Genomic DNA, 24,408 nt, shown 5'->3' on the forward strand with positions numbered 1-24,408 from the left:
TGCGGGGAAGAAGTCCCCGAACGTAGGTCGGCGGCCCGGGCGGCGATGCCGGACGAGGCGCCTTTCCTGGCGGTGCGCGCTCCTCAGGCGGCCGGCATCGCGGCGACGGCCCCTTCGGCCGCACCGGCCATGCCGGTGGGGGCCGGCTCGGCCTGCGCGATGCGCGCGGCGAGGTGGGCCAGCGCCGCCTCCACCTGGTCGACCAGGATCAGCGCCAGATCGCCGGGCCGCAGCCGTTCCAGGGCGATGTCGATGGCGGCGAACTCGCCACGGATCTCGTCGATCCGCCGCGTGCGGCCGGCGCCCGCCAGGCCCTGGCGCAGCAGCGCCATCACCTCGCCGTCGGCGCGCCCGCGCTGTGCCGCGTCCTGGTAGAGCACGACATCGTCGAAAGCCTCGCCGAGGATGGCGGTCTGGTCGCGGATGTCGCAGTCGCGCCGGTCGCCCGCGCCGCTGATGACCACCGAGCGGTGCCGGGCCGGCAGGGTGTCGACGGCGGCCACCAGGGCCTTCATGGCGTCGGTGTTGTGGCCGTAGTCGGCGATCACGGTGGCGCCCCGGTAGGTCATCAGGTTGAAGCGCCCCGGCACGCCGGCGGCATCGTTCTTGAAGCTGGCCAGGCCGCTGCGGATCGTGTCCCAGTCCAGTCCCAGCGCCCAGGCCGCGGCCATGGCGGCCATCGCGTTCTCGACCTGGAAGGGCAGCGTGCCGTTGCGGGTGATGGGCACGTCGCGCAGCGCGACGCGTTCGCGCCAGGAGCCTTCGGCCGCCACCAGCGTGTCGCGGTCGACGTAGACGGTGCGCTTGCCCTGGGCGCGGTGCGTGGCCATCACCGGATGCTGGCGATCGGCGGCGAAGAAGATGGTGGCGCCGGGGCAGGACGGGGCCATCGCCGCGACGTTCGGGTCGGCGGCGTTGAGCACCGCGAAGCCGCGCTCGGCGACGTTGCGCACGATCACGCGCTTGAGCACCGCCAGGTCCTCGACGGTGGTGATGTAGTTGAGGCCGAGGTGGTCGCCGCTGCCGATGTTGGTCACGACCGCGACCTCGCAACGGTCGAAGCCCAGGCCTTCGCGCAGCACGCCGCCGCGCGCGACCTCGAACACCGCCGCCTCCACGTCCGGATGCAGCAGCACGTTGCGCGCGCTCTTCGGGCCGCTGCAGTCGCCGCTGTCGGTCTGGCGGCCGTCGATCCACACGCCGTCGGTGTTGGTCATGCCGGTGACCAGGCCGCCGGCCGCGAGGAGGTGGTTGATCAGGCGCGCGGTGGTGGTCTTGCCGTTGGTGCCGGTGACCGCCACCACCGGGATGCGGCCTTCGTCGCCCGGCGGGTAGAGCGTGTCCATGACCGCTTCGCCGACCGCGCGGCCACGCCCGAACGACGGCGAGATGTGCATGCGCAGGCCGGGCGCGGCGTTGACCTCGACCACGCCGCCGTGCTGCTCCTCCAGCGGTCGCAGCACGTTCTCGCACACCATGTCGACACCGCAGATGTGCAGGCCGACCATCTGCGCGGCGTCGATCGCGCGCGCGGCGACCTCCGGATGCACCGTGTCGGTCACGTCGGTGGCGGTGCCGCCGGTGGACAGGTTGGCGTTGTTGCGCAGCACCACGCGCTGGCCGAGCGCGGGCACGCTCCCGGGCGCGAGGCCCTGGTCCTCCAGGCGGCCGATGGCGATGTCGTCGAGCCGGATCTTGGTCAGCGAGGTGGCGTGCCCCTCGCCGCGTCGTGGGTCGAGGTTGACCGTGTCGACCAGTTCGCGCACGGTGGACGTGCCGTCGCCGATCACCTGCGGCGGATCGCGCCGGGCGGCGGCCACCAGCCGGTCGCCCACCACCAGCAGCCGGTAGTCGAAGCCGGGCAGGAACTTCTCCACCATCACCTCACCGTGCGCGGCCGCCGAGGCGAAGGCGGCGTTCAGCTGCTCGCGCGTGACGATGTTGACCGTGACGCCCTTGCCCTGGTTGCCGTCCTGCGGCTTGACCACCACCGGCAGACCGATCTCCTGGGCCGCCGCCCAGCCGTCGTCGGCGTCGCTCACGGGCCGCCCGCGCGGCACGGGCACGCCCGCGGCGTCGAGCAGCTGCTTGGTGAGTTCCTTGTCCTGGGCGATGGCCTCGGCCACGCCGCTGGTGCTGTCGACCTCGGCCGCCTGGATGCGGCGCTGGCGCACGCCCCAGCCGAACTGCACCAGGCTGCCGCGCGTGAGGCGCCGGTGGGGGATGCCGCGCGCCGTGGCGGCGTCGACGATCGAGCCGGTGCTCGGGCCCAGCCGCTCGGATTCGTCGAGGTCGCGCAGCTCGGCCAGCGCGGCGCGGGTGTCGAACTGGCCGTCCTCGCGCAGCGCGGCGGCGATCAGCTCGGCGGTTAGCGCCACCGCGCGGCGGCCCACGGCCTCCTCGGCGTACTGCACCACCACCTGGTAGACGCCGTCCTCGAGCGTGCGCGTGGTGTTGCCGAACATCACCGCGCTGCCCGACTGCGATTGCAGCGCCAGCGCGGCGTTCTCCAGCACGTGGGCGAGCGAGAGGGGCTGGCCCAGCACCGTCGGGTGCAGCTCGCCGATGGTCGGGAAGAGCGCGCGCAGGCGCCGTTCGAAGCCGTCGAGGCGGCCGACCGTGTTCTCGTCGCCATGGCAGGCGACGACCGCCTCGATGGACGTGTGGCGGCTCCAGAGGTTGGGGCCGCGCAGGGCTCGGATGCGGGTGACTTCCATGGCGTGGGCGTTGGCGGTTGGAAAGACGAAGAGGGAAGGCGCGGGGCGACCGGAGGAGGACGGGCGTGGAAGGCCGGCGCGCGTGGGGGCGGCGGGGGCGGGCGGAAGAGTGGGCGCAGGGGCGTCCGCGCCCTCAGGCCACCTGGCGCACGGGCGCCTCGGACGAAGGCACGGCCTGCGACAGCTGCAGCGAGGCCAGCGCCGCCTGCAGGTCGGCCTCGAAGGCCTCCGCGCCGGCGCCGATCAGGTTGAGCGGAACCCCCAGCGCCCAGCCGGCGGCGACCGCCGCGAGCAGGCTCTCCAGGCTCACGCCGACGTGGGTCGCGCGCCAGACGGTCAGCCGGCCCAGCCCGGGCAGGAACGACTCGCCGCCGCCGGTGGCCAGCACCACGCGGTCCTGGCGGATCAGCACCGAGCGGCCGCCGGCCTCGCGGTGCGCGGCCAGGGCGGTGGCGCGCTCGTCCTCGGAATACAGGATCACGTCACCGTCGCACAGCGGCGCCAGCGCGGCGACGCGCGGATCGGCCGCGTTGAGCACGGCCGTGCCGCCGGGCAGCACGACGTCCACCTGGGTGCGCAGCACGCGCACCAGCTGGTCGCTCTCGGTGATGTCGAACTCGGCCAGTCCGGCGAAGCCGTCGAGGTCGTTGACGATGCCGACCTGGCAGCGGTCGTAGGCCAGGCCGTCGCGCAGGATCGTCTGCGCGCCGTTCTCGATCACCACCGCCTGCACGGCGCGGTTGACCAGCAGCCGGTGGCCGGCCTCCCAGTGGGCGCTGTCGCGCGCGTCGACGCGGCGGCGCTCCAGGAACAGCCCGTCGCGGCAGGCCAGGCCGGTGTGGCGGCCGCTCAGGCCGATCAGCCACGCCACCAGGCGCGCCAGCACGGCCGTGTCGCGCGAGCCGGCCACGCCGACCACCGGGATGCGGCCGGCCAGGGCGTCGTCGCCGGTCTCGGGAAACAGGTGGTCGCAGATCGCGCGGCCCACGGGGCGCGGCGAGCCGACGGCCGGCTTCAGGTGCATCAGCAGGCCCGGCCCGGCGTTGACCTCGACGATCGCGCCGCGCTGCGCCGCGAGCGGCCGGCCGATGTCCTCGGCCACCAGGTCGATGCCGGCGATGTCCAGGCCGACCACGCGCGCGGCCAGCACGGCGGCGTGCGCGACCTCGGGGTGGACCAGGTCGGTGCAGTCGGCGCCGAGGTTGCCGTTGCGCTGGATGGTGACGACCCGCCCGGCGGCCGGCACGGCGTCGCCGTCGAGGTCCTGGCGCCGCAGTTCCAGCTGCAGCTTGGCGTCGGTCGCGAGGTCGATGAAGTCGAGCGGGAATTCCTCCAGCGCGCCGCGCCGGGGGTCGCTGTTGAGCTGGCTGTCGATGAGCCGCGCGACGCTGGAGACGCCGTCGCCCGTGACGGTGACGAAGGCGCCGCGCGCCGCCGCCACCACCTGGCCGCCGACCACCAGCAGGCGGTGCTCGTGGCCGCGCACGAAGCGCTCGACCATGACGTCGCTGCCCTCCGGCTCGGCCACGGCGAAGGCGGCGACCACTTCCTCGCGGGTCGTGAGTTCGAGCGACACGCCGCGCCCGTGGTTGGCGTCCGAGGGCTTGACGACCACCGGCAGGCCGATGTCCTCGGCCGCTTCCCAGGCCTCCTCGGCGTCGGCCACCACGCGCCCCTCGGGCACCGGCACGCCGCAGCCCTGCAGCAGCGACTTGGTGAGCTCCTTGTCGCTGGCGATGGACTCGCCGATGGCGCTGGTGTGGTCGGTCTCGGCGGTCCAGATGCGCTGCTGCATCGCACCGTAGCCCAGCTGCACGAGGTTGCCGTCGTTCAGGCGCATGTGCGGGATGCCGCGGTCGGTGGCCGCCGCGACGATGGCCGCCGTGCTCGGGCCGAGGTAGCAGTCCTCCAGCTTGCCGCGCACCGCGTCGACCGCCGCCTGCACGTCCGCCGTGGTGAAGGGCGTGTCGTTGATCGCCGCCATGAGCAGGCGATGGCCCTCGGCCAGGGCGGCCCGGGCGACCTGCTCGTCGCGGGCGCGGAACACCATCCGGTAGACGCCGTGGCGCGAGGTGCCGCGGGTCTGGCCGAAGCCCGTGGGCATGCCCGCGAGGTTGAGCAGCTCGATGACCACGTGCTCGAGCACGTGGCCGGCCCAGGTGCCCTCGTTGAGGCGCTGGATGAAGCCGCCGCGCTCGCCGACGCCGCAGTGGTGCTCGACGAGCGCCGGCAGCAGGCTCGTCAGGCGGTCGGTCAGGCCGTCGATGAGGTTGGAGGGAAAGTCTTCCAGGCGACCCAGGTCGAGCCAGACTTCGAGCACCGACCGGTAGGTCCAGAGGTTGGGCCCGCGCAGGTAGCGGATGCGGGTCAGTCGGATGTCGTCGAAACGGGTCATGGAAGCGTTCGAAGTGCCTGGGACAGGCACGCGGGCGGATTCAATGGCGGCCATGGGAATGGCTCAGAATCGAAGCCCGGTGCAGGCCAATGGGCGGTTTGCCCGGGGTCAGAGAGACAGAAACACAATGCAACATCACGATCCAGTCGAATCCCGGGAGGGCAGGGCAGAAGTGGCGCCGGATGGGCTGGAAGGCCAGCTCACGAGGTTGGAAAACGTCTTGGCGCGCCTGACGGTTGACCTCGACGCGCGGCTGCATTTCGCCGACGGTCTGCTCGCGCTCACCGACCATCGGCTCCTGGCACGCGAATCCGACGGCACGTGGCGCGACTGGGAACTCGCCCGCGAGGGCCTGGCACTGCACCTGAGCGACCACGCCGGCATCGGCACCTTCGACCTGACCGACGCCCGCGGCCGGCTCGGGCGCTGGCGCTACACGCTGGCGCACCAGGCCGACGCGCTGGCCCTGCTCAAGCGCTTCGAGCGCCAGGTCGCGGGCGCCGCGGCCCCGGCGGCGGCCGAGGACGACGCCGCGCTGCCGGCCTCGCGCCAGGCCGCGGCGCCGCCCTCGACCTGGGTGCTGCTGCGCCTCGGGCGCTTCGCCAGGCCCTACCGCAAGCAACTCATCGGCGGCTTCCTGCTCACGCTCGCCTCGACCGCCGCGACGCTGGTGCCGCCCTACCTGACCATCCCGCTGATGGACGACATCCTGATCCCGTTCCAGAACGGCCAGCAGATCGCCTTCGAGAAGGTGGCGCTGTTCCTGTCGGCCCTGCTGGCCTCGGCGCTGGCGGGCTGGGCGCTCGGCTGGGCCCGCACCTACCTGCTGGCGCTGGTGTCCGAGCGCATCGGCGCCGACCTGCGCACCACCACCTACGAGCACCTGCTGACCCTGCCGCTGGACTATTTCGGCGGCAAGCGCACCGGCGACCTGATGGCGCGCATCGGCTCGGAGACCGACCGCATCAACGTCTTCCTGTCGCTGCACGCGCTCGACTTCCTGACCGACGTGCTGATGATCGTCATGACCGCCGCCATCCTGGTGTCGATCAATCCGCTGCTGGCGGTGGTCACGCTGGTGCCGCTGCCCTTCATCGGCTGGATGATCCACTTCGTGCGCGACCGCCTGCGCACCGGCTTCGAGAAGATCGACCGCGTCTGGAGCGAGGTCACCAACGTGCTGGCCGACACCATCCCCGGCATCCGCGTGGTCAAGGCCTTCGCCCAGGAGAAGCGCGAGGCCGACCGCTTCCGCGAGGCCAACCGCTACAACCTGCAGGTCAACGACCGGCTCAACCGGATGTGGTCGCTGTTCACGCCCAGCGTGTCGCTGCTCACCGAGATCGGCCTGCTGGTGGTCTGGGGCTTCGGCATCTGGCAGGTGGCGCGCGGCAGCATCACGGTGGGCGTGCTGACCGCCTTCATCGCCTACATCGGGCGCTTCTACACGCGGCTCGACTCGATGAGCCGCATCGTCTCGGTCACGCAGAAGGCCGCGGCCGGCGCCAAGCGCATCTTCGACATCCTCGACCACGTGAGCAACGTGCCCGAACCGGCCCATCCCGTGCCGCTGCAGAAGGTGCAGGGCCGCATCCAGATGAAGGGCATGGGTTTCCGCTACGGCTCGCGTTCGGTGATCCGCAACCTCGACCTGACCATCGAGCCGGGCGAGATGATCGGTCTGGTGGGCCACAGCGGCTCGGGCAAGAGCACCCTGGTCAACCTGATCTGCCGCTTCTACGACGTCACCGACGGCGCGCTGCAGGTCGACGGCACCGACATCCGGCGCTTCGCCGTGGCCGACTACCGGCGCCACGTCGGGCTGGTGCTGCAGGAGCCGTTCCTGTTCTTCGGCACCATCGCGCAGAACATCGCCTACGGACGGCCCGGGGCGACGCGCGAGGAGATCGTCGCGGCCGCGCGCGCCGCCCACGCGCACGACTTCATCCTGCGCCTGCCGCACGGCTACGACTCGCTCGTGGGCGAGCGCGGCCAGGGCCTGTCGGGCGGCGAGCGCCAGCGCATCAGCATCGCCCGCGCGCTGCTCATCGACCCGCGCATCCTGATCCTCGACGAAGCCACCTCGGCGGTCGACACCGAGACCGAGCACGAGATCCAGAAGGCGCTCGACAACCTCGTGCAGGGCCGCACGACCATCGCCATCGCGCACCGCCTGTCCACGCTGCGCAAGGCCGACCGCCTGGTGGTGATGGACCGCGGCGAGATCGTGGAGGTCGGCCCGCACGACGCGCTGATGGAGCAGCGGGGCGCCTACTGGCGGCTCTACCAGGCCCAGCTGCGCCAGGCCGAGAGCGAGAAGCGCACCGACCGCGCCACCGAGGAACGCGTGGCGGTGGCGGTGGCGCTCGGCACGCACGCGGCACATCCCTCCGGAGACGTATGAACTTCCGACTCGAACGCGACGCCTTCGGGCACATCGTCCTCATCGACGCCCAGGGCGTGCGCCACGCGGGCATCGTGCCGGTGCGCGCCTTCCCGCTCACCGGGGCCGACGCGGGCCTGTCGCTGGTGGGCGCGGATGGGCGCGAACGCGCCTGGATCGAGCGCCTCGACCAGCTTCCCCCGGCCCTGCGCGAGCTGCTCGAGGCCGACCTCGCGGCGCGCGATTTCGCCCCGACGCTCACGCAGCTGCACGCCGTCTCCAGCTTCAGCGTGCCCAGCACCTGGACCGTGGGCACCGACCGGGGCGAGACGCGCTTCGTGCTCAAGGCCGAGGAGGACATCCGCCGGCTCGAGGGCGGCGCGCTGCTCATCGCCAGCGCCCACGGCCTGCAGTTCCGCGTGCCCGATCCGAAGGCGCTCGACCGCGCCTCGCGCAAGCTGCTCGAACGCTTCCTCTGACCCCGCGCGCGACGCGGGGTTGGCCGATCGGCAGGCGGCCGGCATAATCGACGGCTCCAGGAGAAGCGGAGGCCGCGAGGCCGCACTACCGAAGGCGCAACCCCGAAACGCTCAGGTCCCGTACTGGACACATCAATCGAACTGGAGAGTGCCGCAACCCCCGCGCGAGCGAGGCGTCAGCGGCCGCCGAAGGTGCAAGCCGCGTCCCCCGAGAAGGGCGGAAGCGGTGAATCTCTCAGGCAAAAGGACAGTGGGGCCGGCGATCCATGGCATGGATCGCCGGCCCTTCCTCGTTTCTTTTCGTCCTGTTCTTGCATTGGAGTCGATGATGAAAGTGATCGTGATGGGTGCCGGCGTGATCGGCACCGCGACCGCCTGGTACCTCAACCAGGCCGGCCATGAGGTGACCGTTCTGGAACGCAATGCGGGGGCCGCGCGCGAGACCAGCTTCGGCAACGGCGGGCAGATCTCCGTCAGCCACGCCGAACCCTGGGCCAACCCCTCGGCCCCGTTCAAGCTCCTGAAATGGCTCGGCCGCGAGGACGCGCCGCTGCTGTTCCGCCTGCGCGCCGATCCGGCGCAATGGCGCTGGGGCCTGAAGTTCCTGGCCGAGTGCGGCGCCCGGCGCTCGACGCGCAACATGGTCCAGCTGCTCAATCTGGGCACCTACAGCCGGGACAGCCTGCAGCAGCTGCGCCGCGACACCGGCATCGCCTACGACCACCTCGCCAAGGGCATCCTGCACTTCTACACCAGTCAGAAGGAGTTCGACCTGGCCCTGGAGCCCGCGCGCGTCATGCGCGAACTCGGCTGCGAGCGCCAGGTCATCGACGCCGACCAGGTGGTGCGCCTGGACCCCGCCATGGCGTCGATCCGCCCGCGCCTGGCCGGCGCCACCTACACCGGCGCCGACGAATCGGGCGACGTCCACAAGTTCACCACCGGCCTGGCGCGCAAGGCCGCCGAGCGCGGCGTGAACTTCCGCTACGGCGTGCGCGTGCAGCGCCTGCGCACCGAGGGCGGGGCCATGACGGGGGTCGAGATCGCCGGGGAGGAAGGCGGCTACGAGGTGCTCGCCGCCGACGCCTACGTGCTGGCCATGGGCAGCTTCAGCGCCGGCCTCGCGCGCGGGGCCGGCGTGTCGCTCGACATCTATCCGGCCAAGGGCTACTCGGCCACGCTGCCGGTGCTCGACGCGGACAAGGCGCCCACCGTCAGCCTGACCGACGACGAGTACAAGCTCGTCTACTCGCGCTTCGGCGACCGGCTGCGCATCGCCGGCACGGCCGAGCTCAACGGCTACGACCTCTCGCTCAACCCGGTGCGCTGCGAGGCCATCGTGCGGCGCGCGCTCGAGGTCTTCCCGGGCATGAGCCGCCCGGAACTCGCCAGCTACTGGGCCGGCCTGCGCCCGGCGACGCCGGGCAACGTGCCCTACATCGGCGCGAGCCGGGTGGCGGGCCTCTACCTGAACACCGGCCACGGCACGCTCGGCTGGACGCACGGCTGCGGTTCGGGCCGTGCCCTGGCCGACCTGATCTCGGGCCGCCGCCCGGAGGTCGACTTCGCCTTCTGCGGCGTCGAAGCCGGCCCTGCGCCGGCGGTGCGCGGCGGCCTGGGCGTGGCCGCGGCGCACTGAGCGCCGGGGCGGCGGATGGCTGCCGGGGCGGGTCGCACGGGCGAAAATCGACGGTCCGCCCGCGCCTTGCCGCTGCCTCCCGCCGCGCGAGCGCCTCCTGCCCTCTTCCCAACGGACCGATCCCATGCACACCACCGCCCTCGTCCTCTTCTCCGGCGGCCAGGACTCCACCACCTGCCTCGCCGAGGCGTTGTCCCGGTACGAACGCGTCGAGACGCTCGGCTTCGACTACGGCCAGCGCCACCGCGTCGAGCTCGACGTGCGCGCCACCGTGCGCGAGCGCCTGCGCGAGCGCTTCCCCGACTGGGCGCCGCGCCTGGGCGAGGACCACCTGCTCACGGTCGACGCGCTGTCGCAGCTCGGCGGCTCCTCGCTGACCGAGGAGGTCGCCTTCTCGATGCAGGCCGACGGCCTGCCCAACAGCTTCGTGCCCGGGCGCAACCTGCTGTTCCTGGCGCTGGCCGGCGCGCTGGCCTACCGGCGCGGCCTGCAGGTGCTGGTCACCGGCGTGTGCGAGACCGACTATTCCGGCTACCCCGACTGCCGCGACGACACCATGAAGGCGATGCAGGTCGCGCTGTCGCTCGGGCTGGAGCGGCGGCTGGTGATCGAGACCCCGCTGATGTGGATCGACAAGGCGCAGACCTGGGCGATGGCCGAGCGGCTCGGTGGCCGGGCGCTGGTCGAGCTGATCGTCGAGGAGACCCACACCTGCTACCTCGGCGACCGGGTCCACCGCCATGCCTGGGGCTACGGTTGCGGTGCCTGCCCGGCCTGCGAACTGCGCGCGGCCGGCTGGGCGCGTTACACGGGCGCCTGACCCGCGGGCACGGGCGCGCGGTCCGTCGTCTCCAGGCGGAAGCGCGGCGTCGCCTTCGCGTCGCCCGCCACCGCCGTGGCCTCGCCCGCGACCGCCGGCACCAGCGTCCAGCGCCGGTCGTGGAAGGCACCGACCGAGGCGCGGTGCGCGATCGACACGATCGCGCCGTCGGCCGCGCGCACCGCCGCGTCCAGGCGTCGGTAGAGCGTGTCTTCGGCCGCCGCGTCCAGGGCGCTGGTGGCCTCGTCGGCGAACAGCCAGCGCGGCTTCCTCAGCAGCACGCGCGCCATCGCCAGGCGCTGCTGCTCGCCGCCCGACAGGCGCTGGCTCCAGGCGTCGCTGTCGTCCAGGCGCGCGCGCAGGGCCGGCAGCAGCGCGTCGTCGAGGGCCTGGCGCAGCTGCGCGTCGGTGTAGTCGGTGGCCGGTCGCGGATAGGCCAGCGCGTCGCGCAGCCGGCCGTCGGGCACGTAGGGGCGCTGGGGGATGAACATCGCGTCCTCCGGCAGCCGCACCCGTCCCGCCGCGTGCGGCCAGATGCCGGCGAAGGTGCGCAGCAGCGTCGACTTGCCGCTGCCCGAGGGGCCCTGCAGCACGATGCGGTCGCCCGGCCGCACGGCCAGCGCGGTGTCGCGCAGCAGCACGGTGCCGTCGGGCAGGAAGACGTCCAGCCCGGCCGCGCGCGGGCCCTCGGTCCCGTCGGCCGCGGCGTCGGGCGCGTCGGGCGCGTCGGTCACGGCGCTGGCGGGTCCGGCGTGGGCACGCATCGCGGCCTCGAAGGTGGTCAGGCGATCGGCCGTCGCGCGCCAGACCGCCACGCGGTCGTAGTTGTCGACGAACCAGCTCAGCGCGTCCTGCACCCGGCCGAAGGCCGAGTTGACCTGCATCAGCTGTCCGAGCTGGATCGCCCCGGCGAAGAAACGCGGCGCCTGCACGACGAAGGCGAAGATCACCGACGCCTGGCCGAAGCCGGTGGTGAACGCCACCAGGTTCTTCTGCGCGCGCACGAGCTGCAGGTAGTTGCGCAGCACCGCGCCGAAGCGCAAGTCGAGCTGGGCGTGCTCCACGTGCTCGCCGCGATCCAGCGCGATCGCCTCGCTGTACTCGCGCACCCGCACCAGGTGGTGCCGGAAGTCGGCCTCGTAGCGCTGCTGGCGGAAGTTCAGGCCGATCAGCGGGCGCCCGATCAGGTGGGTGAGGGCCGTGCCCACGGCGCAATAGGCCAGCGCGATCCAGACCATCGAGCCGGCGACCGTGATCTCGCGGCCCCAGGCCGAGAACGTCGTCGTGCCGCTCAGGCCCCACAGGATGCCGATGAAGCTCGCCAGGGTGACGACCGCGTTGAGCAGGCCCATCGACAGGGTCATCGTGTAGTCGGTGAACAGCTGCATGTCCTCCTGGATGCGCTGGTCGGGGTTGTCCGGCGCGGCCCCGCCGGCATAGCGCGCGAGTTCCAGCCGGTAGAAGGTGTGGTCGCGCATCCAGCGTCCGAGGTAGTTGCGCGTCATCCAGGCGCGCCAGCGCAGCTGCAACAGCTGGGTCAGGTAGAACTTCAGGATCGCGATGGCGACGTAGGCCGCCGCGATCCAGCAGAACACGCCGATCTCGCGCCAGAACACGGCCTGGTTCTTCTCCTGCAGCGCGTCGTAGAAGCGCGCGAACCACTGGTTGTTGAGGACCAGCATGTAGACCGCGGCCAGGTTGAGCGCCACGATCGCCGCGAGCATCGCGCGGGCCCGCCATCGCTCCTCCGAGCGGAAGTACGGCAGCGCGAGCGCGCCGATGCGGCGCAGCGTCCGCGCGAAGGAGGGCCGGGGGGTGTCGTCGGGGCTGGCGCCGGGAAGCTGGGTCGACATCGTGAAGCCTGGGGAAATCGTTTCGCAGGAAGCGGCGGGCGTCCGGTGGTGTCCGGGCCGGCGCGGGTGTCAGCGTGGGTTGGCGATGCCGCTGGAGACGTGCCCCGAGGGCACGTGCCGCGCGGCGCCGTCGACGTGGCCGGTCTGGTCGTCGAAGAAGAAGTCGGGCTCGAACTCGCGCAGGAACGGGCCCTTGTCCAGGCCGCCGAGGAACATCGCCTCGTCCACCGCCAGGCCCCAGTTGAGCAGGGTGTTGATGGCGCGTTCGTGGGTCGGCGCGCTGCGCGCCGTCACCAGCGCGGTGCGGATGCGCATGCCCGAGACGTCGGCCTGCTGCTGCAGCTTGAACAGCGCCGCCAGCAGGGGCTTGAACGGGCCGCCCGACAGCGGCAGCGCCGCCTTGGCCGTCTCGTGCGTCTGGAACGCGGCCAGGCCGTCGGCCTGGTAGACGCGCTCGGCCTCGTCGGAGAACAGCACCGCGTCGCCGTCGAAGGCGATGCGCAGCTCGCTCGGGTAGTTCATGCCGGCGGCCACCGATTCGGTCAGCACGCGCGCGGCCGGGAAACCCAGCGCCAGCGCCTCGCTCACGTCCTGCTCGTTGGCCGACAGGAACAGGTGCGCGCCGAGCGGGCGCAGGTAGCGGAACGGATCGCGTCCCTGCGTGAAGACGCCGCGCTCGAGCTGCAGGCCGGCGTCCTTGGCCGAATGGAAGATGCGCAGCGCGCTGACGGGGTCGTTGCGCGAGAGCACCACGACCTCGACGCGGCGCGCGGCGCCGCTGTTGAAGGCGAGCAGCTTGTGCACCAGCGGGTAGGCCACGCCCGGGCGGGCCGGTACCCGCAGGCGCTGCTGCTGCAGCGCCATGTAGGCCTGCGGGTTCGACGGGTCGAAGAGGCGGTTCTCCTCCTCGAAATCGAACAGCGCCCGCGACGAGATCGCCACGACCAGCTTGTCCTCCAGGGTCGGCTTCACCCGGCGCTCACTTGACGAACTGGTTGAGCTGGATGATGGGCATGAGCACGGCCAGCACGATCAGCATCACCACCCCGCCCATCGCCACGATCAGCAGCGGCTCCAGGATGGTGGCCAGGTGCATCGCGCGGCGCTGCACCTCGGCGCCGAGCTGGGTGGCCGCGCGCTGCAGCATCAGCGGCAGCGTGCCGGTCTGCTCGCCCAGGCGCGCGAACATCGAGACGATGCCCGGAAAGCGCTTCTTCTGCGCCAGCGCCGAGGCCAGCGGCGCGCCCTCGCGCACCAGCACCAGCGCATCGAGCGCGTCGGTGCGCATGGCGCGATTGCCCAGGGTCTCGGCGGCCGCCTGCAGGGCGCGCAGGATCGGCACGCCGGCGGTCGCCAGCATCGCCAGCGTGCTGGCGAAGCGCGCCGCGTTGTAGCCGCGCGCGAGCTTGCCGATGATCGGCAGGCGCAGCCAGGCGGCGTCGAAGCGCTCGCGGAAGGCATCGCGCGCCAGCGCCACCCGCATGCCCACGACCAGCGCCGCGATGCCGATCAGCAGCGTCCAGCCATAGCCGCGCACGAAGTCGCTCAGCGCCAGCATCGCCACCGTGAGCACCGGCAGCGCCCGCTTGGTGCCGGCGAACACGTTGGCCACCTGGGGCACCACGTAGCTCACCAGGAAGATCACGATCACGATGGCGATCACCGACACGATGGCCGGATAGAGCGCCGCCCCGACGAGCTTCTGCTGCAGGGCCTGGCGCTGTTCCAGGTCGTCGGCCAGGCGTTCGAGCACCATTCCCAGGTTGCCGCTGTGCTCGCCCGCGCCGATGACGGCGACGTAGATCGGCGAGAACTCGCGCGGGTGCTGCGCCAGCGCGCGCGCGAAGGGCGAGCCGGCGTTGACCTCCGCGCGCAGCGAGGCGAGCAGGTGGCGCTGGTTCTCGCGCTCGGCCTCGTCGGTCAGCGCGGTGAGCGCGCGCTCCAGCGGCAGGCCGGAGGACACGAGGCCGGCGATCTGCCGCGTCCACACGGCCAGCTCGGTGGTGCTGAAGGCGCGGGCGCGACCGAAGAGCCGCCGGCCGCCGCCCGTGCTGCCGTCCGGGCGCAGCGCCCCGGCGCTGCCGACCACCGCGACCTCTAGCGGAATCAGCTTCTGGGCGCGCAGCATGCCGCGCGCGGCGCGCGCCGTGTCGGCCTCCAGCACGCCCTTGCGCGGCTGGCCCTGCTCGTCGATGGCTTCGAAGGAATAGGCGGGCATGGGTCGTGGGGGGTGGACGGTCAGTCGCGCGTCACGCGCAGGAGTTCGGCGCGCGAGCTGACGCCCGCGCGCACCAGGCGTTCGCCGTCCTCGCGCATGGAGCGCAGGCCGCCGCGCTCGGCGGCGGTGAAGATCTGGCTCTCCGGCGCGCGGCTGTGGATGAGCGACTGCACGGCGTCGTCGGCCACCAGCAACTCGAAGATGCCGGTGCGGCCCTGGTAGCCGGTCTGGCCGCAGGCCTCGCACCCGACCGGCGCGCCCTCGCCCTGGTCCGAGCGCCCGGCGCACACCGGGCAGAGCTTGCGCACCAGCCGCTGCGCCAGCACGCCCAGCAGCGACGAGCTCAGCAGGAAGGGCTCCACGCCCATGTCGGTAAGGCGCGTGACGGCGCTGACCGAGTCGTTGGTGTGCAGCGTGGCCAGCACCAGGTGGCCGGTGAGCGAGGCCTGGATGGCGATCTGCGCGGTCTCGAAGTCGCGGATCTCGCCGATCATGATGACGTCGGGGTCCTGGCGCAGGATGGCGCGCAGGGCCTTGGCGAAGGTCAGGTCGATCTTGGCGTTGACCTGCGTCTGGCCGACGCCCGGCAGCTCGTACTCGATCGGGTCCTCGACCGTCATGATGTTGCTGCGCCCCGCGTCCAGGCGGCTCAGCGCGGCGTACAGGGTGGTCGTCTTGCCCGAGCCGGTCGGCCCGGTCACCAGGATGATCCCGTGCGGCTGGCCGATCAGGGTCTCGAAGCGCGTGAGGGTGTCGCCCTGCATGCCCACCGCCTCCAGCGTGAGCTTGCTCTCGTTCTTGTCCAGCAGGCGCAGCACGGCGCGCTCGCCGTGGGCGCTGGGCAGGGTGGAGACGCGCACGTCGACCGCGCGCGTGCCGATGCGCAGCGAGATGCGTCCGTCCTGCGGCAGGCGTTTCTCGGCGATGTCGAGGTCGGCCATGATCTTCAGGCGCGAGATCAGCGCCGCGTGCAGGGCCCGGTTGGGCTGCACCACCTCGCGCAAGGTACCGTCGATGCGAAAGCGCACCGAGGACGTGCGCTCGTAGGGCTCGATGTGGATGTCGCTCGCGCCGTCGCGCGCGGCCTGCGTGAGCAGGGCGTTGAGCATGCGGATGATCGGCGCGTCGCCGGCCGATTCCAGCAGGTCCTCCACCGCCGGCAGCTCCTGCATCATGCGCGAGAGGTCGGCGTCGCCCTGCACCTCGCTCACGATCGCCGCGGCGTTGGACTCGCCCTGCGCGTAGGCGGCGCTGATGCGCTGGGCGAGCAGGCCGGCGTCGAGCGGCTCGAAGGCGGTGACGGCGAAGCGGCGCGCCACTTCGCCGAGCGCGCTGCGCGGCGGCACGCGCGGCATCCACAGCGTGCGGGTGCCGTCGTCGGATTCCTCCAGCAGCAGCTGCTGGGTCCGCGCGAAGGCGTAGGGCAGGGGATAGCGCACGGCCATGGCGGGTGATTCCTGGTTCCTGGGGTCTAGTTCGGTTCGCGGTAGCTCATCGGGTCGGAGGTGGGCGGCAGGGCGCCGCGCTGCGGTCCGATCAGCGGCAGGGTGCTGGTGGTCGTGGCGGCCGGCGCGCGCACGCCCGAGCTCCGCGCCGCCGAGGGCGGCGGGATCAGGCGGGTGCCCTCGATGCGTTCGGCCGGGCGCTCCGGTGCCTGCGCGGGATCGGGCAGCACCAGCGGCGGCAGCATGGGCGCCTGGCCCACGTTGTTCAGCGGCAGCCTGGGCTCGGGCTGCGTGCCCTGCTGGATGCCGCGGATCGTCTCGTAGCGGTCGGCCGCGAAGGCCTCGGTCACGACGCCGTCGCGCAGCACCACCGGACGGATGAAGACCATCAGGTTGGTCTTGGTGCGTCGGCGGACCTCGTTCCTGAACAGGTTGCCCACCACCGGGATGTCGCCGAGCCCGGGCACCTTCTCGTTGGTATTGGAGTAGTCGTCCTGCAGCAGGCCGCCGAGCATCACGATGCTGCCGTCCTCCACCAGCACGCTCGACTCGATGCTGCGCTTGTTGGTCGTGGGGCCGTTGAGGTCGCCGCGCGTGGATGCGTCGACGTTGGAGACCTCCTGGAAGATCTGCATCTTGATCGTGCCGTTCTCGTTGATCTGCGGGCGCACGCGCAGCGTCAGGCCGACGTCCTTGCGCTCGACCGTGGTGAACGGGTTGACGCTCGAGGTCGAGCCGTTGGTGCTCGCGTACTGGCCGGTCGGGAACGGGACGTTCTGGCCGATCACGATCTTGGCCTCCTCGTTGTCCAGCGTGAGCAGTTGCGGGGTCGACAGCACGTTGCCCGCGCCGTTGCCCTCCAGGAAGCGCGCCAGCACGCCCAGGGTGTACTGGCCGTCGCTGTTGCGCCGCCCGATGCCCAGGTTCAGGCCGGCCGAGGGGATCGTCGTGGCGGTGCCCGCGGCCAGCCCCAGCGCGAGGCTGATGATGTTGTTGTTGGCCCCCGAGACGCTGGAATTGGTGCCCACGATGCCGCGGGTGCTGCCGTCGCCCAGGGCGCTCTGCCACTGCACGCCGAACTCCGCCGCCTTGGTGGCGTTGACCTCGATGATCAGGCTCTCGATCATCACCTGCGCGCGCCGGCCGTCGAGCCGGTCGATCACCGCGCGCAACTGGCGGTACTGCGGCTCGGAGGCGGTGATGATGAGCGAGTTGGTGGTCGGGTCGGCCTGGATCTGGCCGCCGGTGGAGATCGGGTTGGCATTGTTCAGCGGCGCGGTGGCCGCCGCGCTGGTGAGCGCGCCGCCCTGGAGCTGCGATTGCTGCTGTTGCTGCTGGGGCAGGGCCTGCAGGCCCCCGGCCGCGGCCCCGCCGCCGGCCAGCGCCGCGGCGCCGCGCGCATCGCTGGCCATCGCCGCGCGCAGCGTGGTCGCGAGCTTCACGGCGTCGGCATTCTTCAGGTAGACGACGTAGATGTTGCCGGCCTCGCCGTTGGGGCTGTCGATGGCCGCGCGGTCGAGCTTGGCGACCAGCGAGCGCACCAGCTGCGCACGCGCCGGATTGGCCGCGCGCAGGATCAGCGAGTTGCTGCGCGAATCGGCCAGCAGCGAGGTGCGGAACGAGCTGTCGGCCACCCCGCCGCCGGGCACGCCGCCGGCCGCGGCGGCACCGCCGACGCCGGTGGTGGCGGGGCCGCCGTCGAGCAGTCGGTTGACCAGCGGCGCCATGTCGCTGGCGATCGAGTGCTTCAGCGGGATCACCTCGATGTCCGAGGCGTTGGGCACGTCGAGCGAGGCCACGATGCGCGCGAGGCGCCGCATGTTCTCGGCGTAGTCGGTGATCACCAGGGAGTTGTTGCCCGGGTTCACGTTGATGGTGTTGTTGGGCGCGATCAGCGGGCGCAGCACCGGCAGGAGGTTGTTGGCCGACTCGTAGTTCAGCTTGAAGACCTGCGTGACGATCTGGTTGCCGCTCATCGCCGCGATGCCGCCGGTGGAGGTGGCGACGGCGCTGCTCTGGAGCTTGGCGTCGGCCTCCGGCACGATCTTGTAGAGCCCGTCGGCCTGCACCACGGCGAAGCCCTGCAGCCGCAGCGCGGCGGCGAACTGGTTGAAGGCCGCCGCCGGCGCGATGGCGCGCTCGGTCTGCAGGTTGACCACGCCCTTCACGCGCGGGTCGACCACCACGTCGCGGCCGGTGATGACGGCCATGGTGCGCGCCACCGATTCGATCTCGGCATTGGAGAAGTTCAGCGTGATGGGTTCGCCGCGGCGTGGCGCGCCGTCCTGGGCCAGGGCGGCGGGCAGGCAGGCGGTCATCAGCAGTTGCGCGGCGAGCGCGGCGATGCCGAGGCGCACGCCAGTCGAAGACAGGGGCTTCATGGGATCAATCCAGGGTGATGATCGAGCGCGCGCCTTCGCGCCGCCCGATGATGTTCAACAAGTTCGACAGCGCGTCCTCGCGGCCCGGGGCCGCGCTGGCTTCGCCGCTGAAGCGCATGAAAGTGCCGCTCCAGCTGCCGCTGCCGTTGAGCTGCAGGCTGCCTTCGCGCGTGGTGAGGAGCAGGGTCGGCACCGGTCCGCCCTCGACGGCGAAGCGGTAGCTGCCCATCGGGCGCAGCGTCGACAGGCTCGAGGAGATGTCGGTAGCGTCGAGCGTGGCGCGTCCGCCCACGCCGAGCTTCGAGTCCTGCAGCCGCAGGGCGAAGGCCTGCGTCGTCAGGTCGAGCGTGCCTTCGGGCTTGAGCGAATTCCAGGGCGCGCCGAAGCCCGCGAGCAGGGCGGCCGGCCAGCGCGAGGTGCCGTCGCTCCAGTCGAGCTGGACCCCGCCTGCCTCGGGATGCAGCCGTGCCCGCACGGGTTGGGCCGAGCAGCAGGACAGGTCGAGCGTGGCGTCGATCGCGCCCCAGGCGGGCCGCAACGCCCAGCCCACCGCACCCGGCAGCGAGACCGAGGCGTTTCCCCCGGCCCCGCTCGCGAAGACCAGGCCGGCGGTGCCGTTCCAGACCGTGCCGCGCGCGTTGACCAGTTGCACCCGTGCGCCGGTCGCCTGGGCGATGCCCGCGGCCAGCCAGCGCGCCGGGGCGAAGCACACCAGCGCGATCGCACCGCCGAGCAGCGCGCCGGGCACCGCCCAGCGCCAGCCGCGCGACGTGGAGGCGCGGGCCGGGGATGCGGTCTTGAGGGTCGCCATGAACACCAGTGGGGGGACGGAAGCCGGGGCCGTGTCGCGTCGGCGCGTCAGCGCGCCGGCAGGCTCATGACGAGCGTGCCGTCCCAGCGCGCGCCCGACGTGTCGGCGGCGGGAGCGGCCTGCACGAACGCGCCGGTCGCCGTCGCGGCGCCACCGGGTGTCGCGCCCGGACGCGCGAAGCCCGACACGGGGCCGCCGGGGGGCGGAGGGCGTCCGCCGGGAACGGCCATCGTGCCGGGCGGCATGCCGGTGAAACCGCCCGGATTGCCGCTGCCCGCGACGTTCGCCGGTGCCGACTGCGAGCGCGTGACGTGGATCTCGCGCGGCAGCGCGCGCGCATTGCCGCGGGCCTGCGTCAGCCACTGCGCGAAGTTGGTCGCCGGCGTGGCGCGCAGGGTCACGAGCACGCCCTCGGCGGCGCTGGTCGCGGCGGTCTGCATCCGCACGCTGCCGCCCAGGCCTTCGTTGACGGAGGCTTCCAGCGCGCGCAGGGCGTCGTCGCGATTGGCGCGCGGCAGGGCCTGCAGCGCGCGCGCCTGGGCCTGCAGCGCCATCATCTGCTGGAGCTGGACGTCGAGCTGGGCATGGGCGATGCGCGCGGTCGACAGCGTGCGCAGTGCCGGCGCGAGGGCCACCCACCACACCAGCGCCAGGACGACGATCGTGCCCGCCACGCCCACCAGGCGTTGCTCGCGGGTGGGAAGTTCGCGCCACCAGGTCCGCGCGCGCGTCCCGAAGTTCCGCAGCGCGCTCATCGCATCACCCCCGAGGCCGGTTGCACCAGCAGGAGATCGCCTTCGCTGCGCGCGCTGTAGCCGCGCGCGGCCATCGCCGTGGCGATCTGCGTCACGTCGGCCATGCCCAGGCCCAGGCCGCGCAGGCGCAGCTGGCCGGCGGCGTAGTCGATGGCGCTGGGCGTGCGGCCGGGAGGCAGCAGCGCGGCGAGCGCGGCGAGCATCGGCTCGGCATCGCCGGCGGACACGCCGCCGGTCGCCTGCTGCAGCGAGGCGACCTCGCGCGCCATCTGCAGGGCCGGTTCGTAGGGCTGCACGCCCGGAAAGGTCTCGGCGAGGATGGCGCCGATGGCGCCGCGCTTGGCCTCGAGCGCGCGACGTTCCTTCCACGCCCAGGCATTGACGCCGATCAGTTGCGCCAGGACCAGCACCGCCGCCCCCCAGCGCGCGGCCCGCCAGCGCGGGGCATGCCACAGCGCCTGCACGACGGCGGCGAACTTCTTGCCCGCGCGCGCGCGCCCGGTGGAAGCGAGATCGAATTGCGACAGGTCCCAGCCGGAGACGCTTGCCTGCAGCCAGCGTTCGGCGGGCAGCACGATCGCCACCGGCACGCCCAGCAGCTCCTCGGCCAGCGCCGCGACGGCCGGCTCGGCCTGCACCTGCGTGTCCGGCGGCAGCGCGCCGAGCGCGGCGATGCCGGCGGCATCCAGCGGCAGGGCCAGCACGCCCTGCGCGTCGCACAGCGTGATGCGCGCGGCCCCGGGCTCGCCGGTGGCGAACAGCGCGCCCGCGGCCGGGAGCCCGTCGTCGGCGTCCCCCGGCGCGACCGGTGCGGCACGGGAGCGGGGCGCGAACTCGGGGACGATGCGCTCGATGCGGCGTCCCGCGGCTTCGAGGCCCTGCACGATGCCGCGCAGCCAGGCCCGGTTGCAGGCGGCGACCCAGGTCGGCCGGCCGGCGGCGGCATCCGGTGCCAGCGCGAAATGGAGCAGTTCGGGGTCTTCGAGCAGGCGATCCTCGAGCAGGCCGGCGAGCACGGCGCGCAGCCGCACCGGGCTGTTCAGGCTGCCCTGGGGCAGCGTGACCTCGTGCCAGGACAGGGCCGCCGCCGGCACCGCCAGCGTCAGGTCCTCGCCCGAAGGGAGCAGGGCGGGCAACGCGCTGCCGCTCGAACGCAGCTTGCTGCCATCGGCCGACCAGAGGTCCCAGCCGTACTCGCCGCCGGCGGGCGCCGACGGAAGTGGAATCGTCACGAGCAAGGGCATGGGAAGGAAGGAAACGAGAACGAAAGTTCAAGGAAGGCCGAAGGAGCCTCTGATTGTAGGACGCACCTGACTTTCATGCTATTAAAACGATAGCTATCAAATCAGCCTGCCCGGGCGGTTGTCGCAGGTTGGACGGTAACTGTGACAGTTGGTCTCAATCAACGTCCGGGGCCCGGAGTTGTCGCGCCCGCGCCACGCTCTCGCCACAGGATGACGACCTCGACGCCGTTGCGCCGCAGCAGCGAACGCTCCTCGACCCAATTGCGGTCGATGCGCAGCCGGCCGTGGGTCTCGAAGAACGAACTCGACACGCCATGCTGCCCGTCGACGAAGCGCAGCGTGCTGCCCAGGGCCTCGCTGCCATCGGACAGCGTGCGGAAGAAACTGCGCGATCGCTGGGCCACCAGCCGCTGGGCGCCGGCCAGGTCGAGGCTCGGCACGCTGGCGAAGAGCGCCTCGGCGCTGGCGGTGTTGATGTTGAGCGCGGTGCGCACCGGCAGCACCGTGACGTAGGGTTCGAGTGCCGTGGCGGTCGCGGGCGACACGCCCAGCCAGGGCAGTTGCGACATGCGCTGGGGCAGCAGCGGCGCGTCGGCCTCGATCGAGACGGACGGGTCCAGCGTCGCCGTCGCCGAGCCCGCCGACGAGGCCGCGCTCGCCGCCGGTGTCGCGGCGGCGGCCGCGGCCGTCGATGCCGTCGGTGTCGCCGAGGCGTTGCCGGCCGTCGGATTGGAGGGACTCGGTGCCGGGAAGACGCGCTGCAGGCTGGCGATCATCACGGCCAGGTCCTGCGCCGGCAGCCCGAGCAGGCCGAACAGCTTGGTGAAGGCGGCGACCGCCTCGGGCACCGGTTTGCCGATCTCCACCAGGTTGAGCACGTTGAGCTTGGACTGCGCGTCCACGATGCGGCCCGAGAGGAAGGCCTCGGGCAGCGTGTCGGCCACTTCGCCGGGCGGGCTGCGTTCGGCGGCCAGGAAGGTCGACAGCCGCGCCTCCTCCAGCGCGATCGCCCAGGGCTCGGCGAGGTGGTCGGCGCCGGGGGTGCGGCCGTCCTCGCGCAGGATGAGGCGCGACCAGTCGAGCGCCCCGATCAGCACCCAGCTCGACTGCAACCGCGCGCGTTCGGCCGTCTCGACCTCCACCGCGCGCCACTGCTGCCACAGTGCCGCCGCCGCGAGCGTGGCCACCAGCGTGACGGTGAGCATCGCCGCGAGCAGCGCGACGCCGCGCTGGCGGACGCGTCGCCCGGGCCTGTGGTGCGCGTCCGGCGTCATGTCTTGGGCACCGCCACGGTCGGGCGGATCCAGTCGCGCGTGACCACGCCCGACAATCCCGCGCCCGGCGGCAGGTTGAGCACCAGCCGGATGCCGTCGGGCATGCCCGCGCCCAGGCCGCCGACGGCGTTCGCGCCCGAGGCCGCATCGGTCCAGGCGACGCCGCGGAAGTACTGGAGCTGCCAGTTCACGAGCGGCATCAGGTCCACCTCGGCGCCGCGCAGGGTCTCGTTGCTGCCTTGAGCCCAGGCATCGGCCTGGACCCAGGCGCGCAGCCATTCGGCCCGGGTGGCGACGGCGCCGGACTGCCAGCGACGCCAGCGCATGCCGGTGGGGCTGGCGGCATCGGCGCTCATGGCCCAGGCCACCACGTAGAGCACCGGCTGCGTGCCGTCGGCGCCGCGCCGCGTCAGGCGCAGCACCTGTCCGTTCCAGGCGATCGGCTGGATCTGCGGCATCACCACCGTCGCGTCGAGGTCGGTGCCCCACTGGGCGAGCGTGGTCTGCAGCGTGACGACCGCGTCGCTGCGCGCGCGGTTGAAGCCCTGCACCCGCATCATCCCGTCGAGCCCCTGCCAGCTCATCAGCGCCAGCATCGCCATGACCGCGATGCCGACCATCAGCTCGATCAGGGTGAAGCCACGCGCGGCGCGTCGTCGGTGCACGGCCATGGTCCTCAGTACCGCGCGACCATCGTCGAGACATCCAGGATCGGTGTCTCGGCGGCGTCGCGCACCCGCACGTCGACGCGGCGGAAGTTCGGATTGAGCGTCGCCGAGGTCCGCACCGTGACACCGAAGGCGACCCCGGCCTGGACGCAGACCTGGGCGCTGCTGCCGATGCCGGGCATCTGGCGGGCCAGGCGCACGCGCACCAGTTCGTTCTCCGCGCACAGGCCCGCCAGGAGCGTGTCGGACTGGCGTTGCGCGTTGCGCGTGAGCGCCGACGTGGCCTGCGTCCCCGCCGCCAGGGCGATGGCGACGATGGCCAAGGCCACGAGCACCTCGATCAACGTGAAGCCGCGCGCGCGCCGGCCGCTTCCACCGCGGCGCGTCATGGCCCGTTGGAGACGGCGAACGGCCGCAGGCCATCGGTGGCGATGCGCAGGCTGCGCGCGGGCGTGCCGGCGCGGGTCAGCATGACCTGCTGCGCGCCGATGATCGGCTCGGGGCCGAGTTGCAGCGCGGGGGTCGGCCGGCCCTGGCCGTCGCCCGTGACGGCGCCCAGGCCCTCGGGCGAGAGCCAGGTCGTGGGCAGCGTGCCGGGACGCAGTCCGTCGAAGGCGAAGTCGCCGGGGCCGCGCGGCGTCGCGCGCCAGTAGACCGCCGCGCCACCGGTGCGCGACTGCGTGCGCGCCGACTCGAGCAGCGCCACCAGGCGATCCGCCTCGCGCTCGAGCGCGGTGTCGCCCGGGTCGCGCATCGCGAGGCCGACGCCGGCCGTGGCCAGCGCCATGATGGCGATCACGACGATGAGTTCGAGCAGCGTGAAGCCGGCCTGCGGCGCGCGCCGCGCGGTGCGACGCGGACCGCCCGTGCCGTCGGCCCCGGCGCTATTGCCAGCTGCCGATGTCGGCATCGTTGCCTTCGCCGCCGGGCTGCCCGTCGGCGCCCAGCGACAGCACGTCGATCTCGCCCCGGATGCCCGGGTTGAAGTACTGGTAGGGGCGGCCCCACGGGTCGTTCGGGAGCCGCTCGACGTACTGTTTCCAGTTCGGCGGGATCGGCGCGGCGGTGGGACGCGCCACCAGGGCCTGCAGGCCCTGTTCGCCGGTCGGATAGCGCTGGTTGTCGAGCCGGTAGAGTTTGAGCGCCTGCATGACGTTGTTGACGTCGGTGCGTGCCGCCGTGGAACGGGCGTCGTCGGCGCGACCGATCACGTTGGGCACGATGAGGGCTGCGAGCACGCCGATGATGACGAGCACCACCATCAGTTCGATCAGCGTGAAACCGCGTGCGGGGGCGCGCGCCGGGGATCGGAGGGAAGAGGGCATG

General features: G+C 72.5%; 19 protein-coding genes and 1 riboswitch. Of the genes, 4 read left to right on the forward strand and 15 right to left on the reverse strand.

Translation table 11 applies throughout. The features are described 5' to 3' along the window. Nucleotides 1-83: 83 nt before the first annotated feature. Together cphA (NF681_05855) and cphA (NF681_05860) are read right to left on the reverse strand one after the other, a co-directional pair. The gene (gene cphA, locus NF681_05855) at nt 84-2,717 is read right to left on the reverse strand and encodes a cyanophycin synthetase (protein UST54717.1); all 2,634 of its coding nucleotides are present in this window, start codon (nt 2,715-2,717) and stop codon (nt 84-86) included. A 133-nt stretch (nt 2,718-2,850) separates the two neighbouring features. Next, a complete protein-coding gene (gene cphA, locus NF681_05860) occupies nt 2,851-5,112 on the reverse strand; it encodes a cyanophycin synthetase (protein ID UST54718.1) in 2,262 nt (753 codons plus the stop codon). A gap of 127 nt (nt 5,113-5,239) precedes the next feature. Here cphA (NF681_05860) and NF681_05865 point away from each other — a divergent pair, with 127 nt between their 5' ends. The 4 genes from NF681_05865 to queC all read left to right on the forward strand — a co-directional run bounded on the left by NF681_05865 (nt 5,240) and on the right by queC (nt 10,433). Continuing rightward, nucleotides 5,240-7,516 carry an ABC transporter ATP-binding protein/permease gene (locus NF681_05865; protein UST54719.1) on the forward strand — a complete coding sequence of 759 codons (2,277 nt, stop codon included), beginning with the start codon at nt 5,240-5,242 and terminating at the stop codon, nt 7,514-7,516. Further along, complete coding sequence (locus NF681_05870; protein UST54720.1) at nt 7,513-7,974, forward strand: DUF1854 domain-containing protein; 462 nt, start codon at nt 7,513-7,515, stop codon at nt 7,972-7,974. The genes NF681_05865 and NF681_05870 overlap by 4 nt, the downstream gene beginning before the upstream one ends. Before the next feature lie 131 nt (nt 7,975-8,105). Further along, a riboswitch (glycine riboswitch) is annotated at nt 8,106-8,235 on the forward strand. A gap of 67 nt (nt 8,236-8,302) precedes the next feature. Next, the gene (locus NF681_05875) at nt 8,303-9,613 is read left to right on the forward strand and encodes a D-amino acid dehydrogenase (protein ID UST54721.1); all 1,311 of its coding nucleotides are present in this window, start codon (nt 8,303-8,305) and stop codon (nt 9,611-9,613) included. A 124-nt stretch (nt 9,614-9,737) separates the two neighbouring features. Continuing rightward, on the forward strand, nt 9,738-10,433 hold the full coding sequence (gene queC, locus NF681_05880; protein UST54722.1) for a 7-cyano-7-deazaguanine synthase QueC: 696 nt from the start codon (nt 9,738-9,740) through the stop codon (nt 10,431-10,433). On the opposite strand, the gene NF681_05885 is transcribed toward queC, so the two are convergent. From NF681_05885 to gspG, 13 genes are all read right to left on the reverse strand, one after another. Further along, nucleotides 10,418-12,286, reverse strand: coding sequence for an ABC transporter ATP-binding protein/permease (locus NF681_05885; GenBank protein UST54723.1), 1,869 nt, complete (start codon nt 12,284-12,286; stop codon nt 10,418-10,420). The genes queC and NF681_05885 overlap by 16 nt on opposite strands. A 69-nt stretch (nt 12,287-12,355) precedes the next feature. Beyond that, nucleotides 12,356-13,258, reverse strand: a complete 903-nt coding sequence (locus tag NF681_05890) for a 5'-nucleotidase (GenBank protein UST54724.1) — start codon at nt 13,256-13,258, stop codon at nt 12,356-12,358. A gap of 7 nt (nt 13,259-13,265) precedes the next feature. Continuing rightward, nucleotides 13,266-14,504 (reverse strand): type II secretion system inner membrane protein GspF, encoded by a 1,239-nt coding sequence (gene gspF, locus NF681_05895; GenBank protein UST54725.1) that lies wholly within the window; start codon nt 14,502-14,504, stop codon nt 13,266-13,268. A gap of 20 nt (nt 14,505-14,524) precedes the next feature. Continuing rightward, nucleotides 14,525-15,949: a type II secretion system ATPase GspE gene (gene gspE, locus NF681_05900; GenBank protein UST54726.1), complete on the reverse strand. Its 1,425-nt coding sequence runs from the start codon at nt 15,947-15,949 to the stop codon at nt 14,525-14,527. A gap of 26 nt (nt 15,950-15,975) precedes the next feature. Beyond that, a complete protein-coding gene (gene gspD, locus NF681_05905; protein UST54727.1) occupies nt 15,976-18,330 on the reverse strand; it encodes a type II secretion system secretin GspD in 2,355 nt (784 codons plus the stop codon). A gap of 4 nt (nt 18,331-18,334) precedes the next feature. Continuing rightward, nucleotides 18,335-19,141 carry a type II secretion system protein N gene (locus NF681_05910; GenBank protein UST54728.1) on the reverse strand — a complete coding sequence of 269 codons (807 nt, stop codon included), beginning with the start codon at nt 19,139-19,141 and terminating at the stop codon, nt 18,335-18,337. A 47-nt stretch (nt 19,142-19,188) separates the two neighbouring features. Beyond that, nucleotides 19,189-19,896, reverse strand: coding sequence for a type II secretion system protein M (locus NF681_05915; protein UST54729.1), 708 nt, complete (start codon nt 19,894-19,896; stop codon nt 19,189-19,191). Beyond that, on the reverse strand, nt 19,893-21,140 hold the full coding sequence (gene gspL / locus NF681_05920) for a type II secretion system protein GspL (protein ID UST54730.1): 1,248 nt from the start codon (nt 21,138-21,140) through the stop codon (nt 19,893-19,895). Before gspL ends, NF681_05915 begins: the two co-directional genes overlap by 4 nt. Before the next feature lie 158 nt (nt 21,141-21,298). After that, entirely contained in the window at nt 21,299-22,414 is a 1,116-nt protein-coding gene (gene gspK / locus NF681_05925; protein UST54731.1) for a type II secretion system minor pseudopilin GspK, read from the reverse strand. Then, complete coding sequence (locus NF681_05930) at nt 22,411-23,085, reverse strand: prepilin-type N-terminal cleavage/methylation domain-containing protein (protein ID UST54732.1); 675 nt, start codon at nt 23,083-23,085, stop codon at nt 22,411-22,413. The genes gspK and NF681_05930 overlap by 4 nt, the downstream gene beginning before the upstream one ends. A gap of 5 nt (nt 23,086-23,090) precedes the next feature. Next, nucleotides 23,091-23,471: a type II secretion system minor pseudopilin GspI gene (gene gspI / locus NF681_05935; GenBank protein UST54733.1), complete on the reverse strand. Its 381-nt coding sequence runs from the start codon at nt 23,469-23,471 to the stop codon at nt 23,091-23,093. Further along, a complete protein-coding gene (locus tag NF681_05940) occupies nt 23,468-23,992 on the reverse strand; it encodes a prepilin-type N-terminal cleavage/methylation domain-containing protein (protein UST54734.1) in 525 nt (174 codons plus the stop codon). The genes gspI and NF681_05940 overlap by 4 nt, the downstream gene beginning before the upstream one ends. Next, a complete protein-coding gene (gene gspG / locus NF681_05945; protein UST54735.1) occupies nt 23,967-24,407 on the reverse strand; it encodes a type II secretion system major pseudopilin GspG in 441 nt (146 codons plus the stop codon). The genes NF681_05940 and gspG overlap by 26 nt, the downstream gene beginning before the upstream one ends. Nucleotide 24,408: the final 1 nt, after the last annotated feature.

This window comes from Comamonadaceae bacterium OTU4NAUVB1 (genome assembly GCA_024372625.1).
Classification (GTDB): domain Bacteria; phylum Pseudomonadota; class Gammaproteobacteria; order Burkholderiales; family Burkholderiaceae_C; genus Variovorax.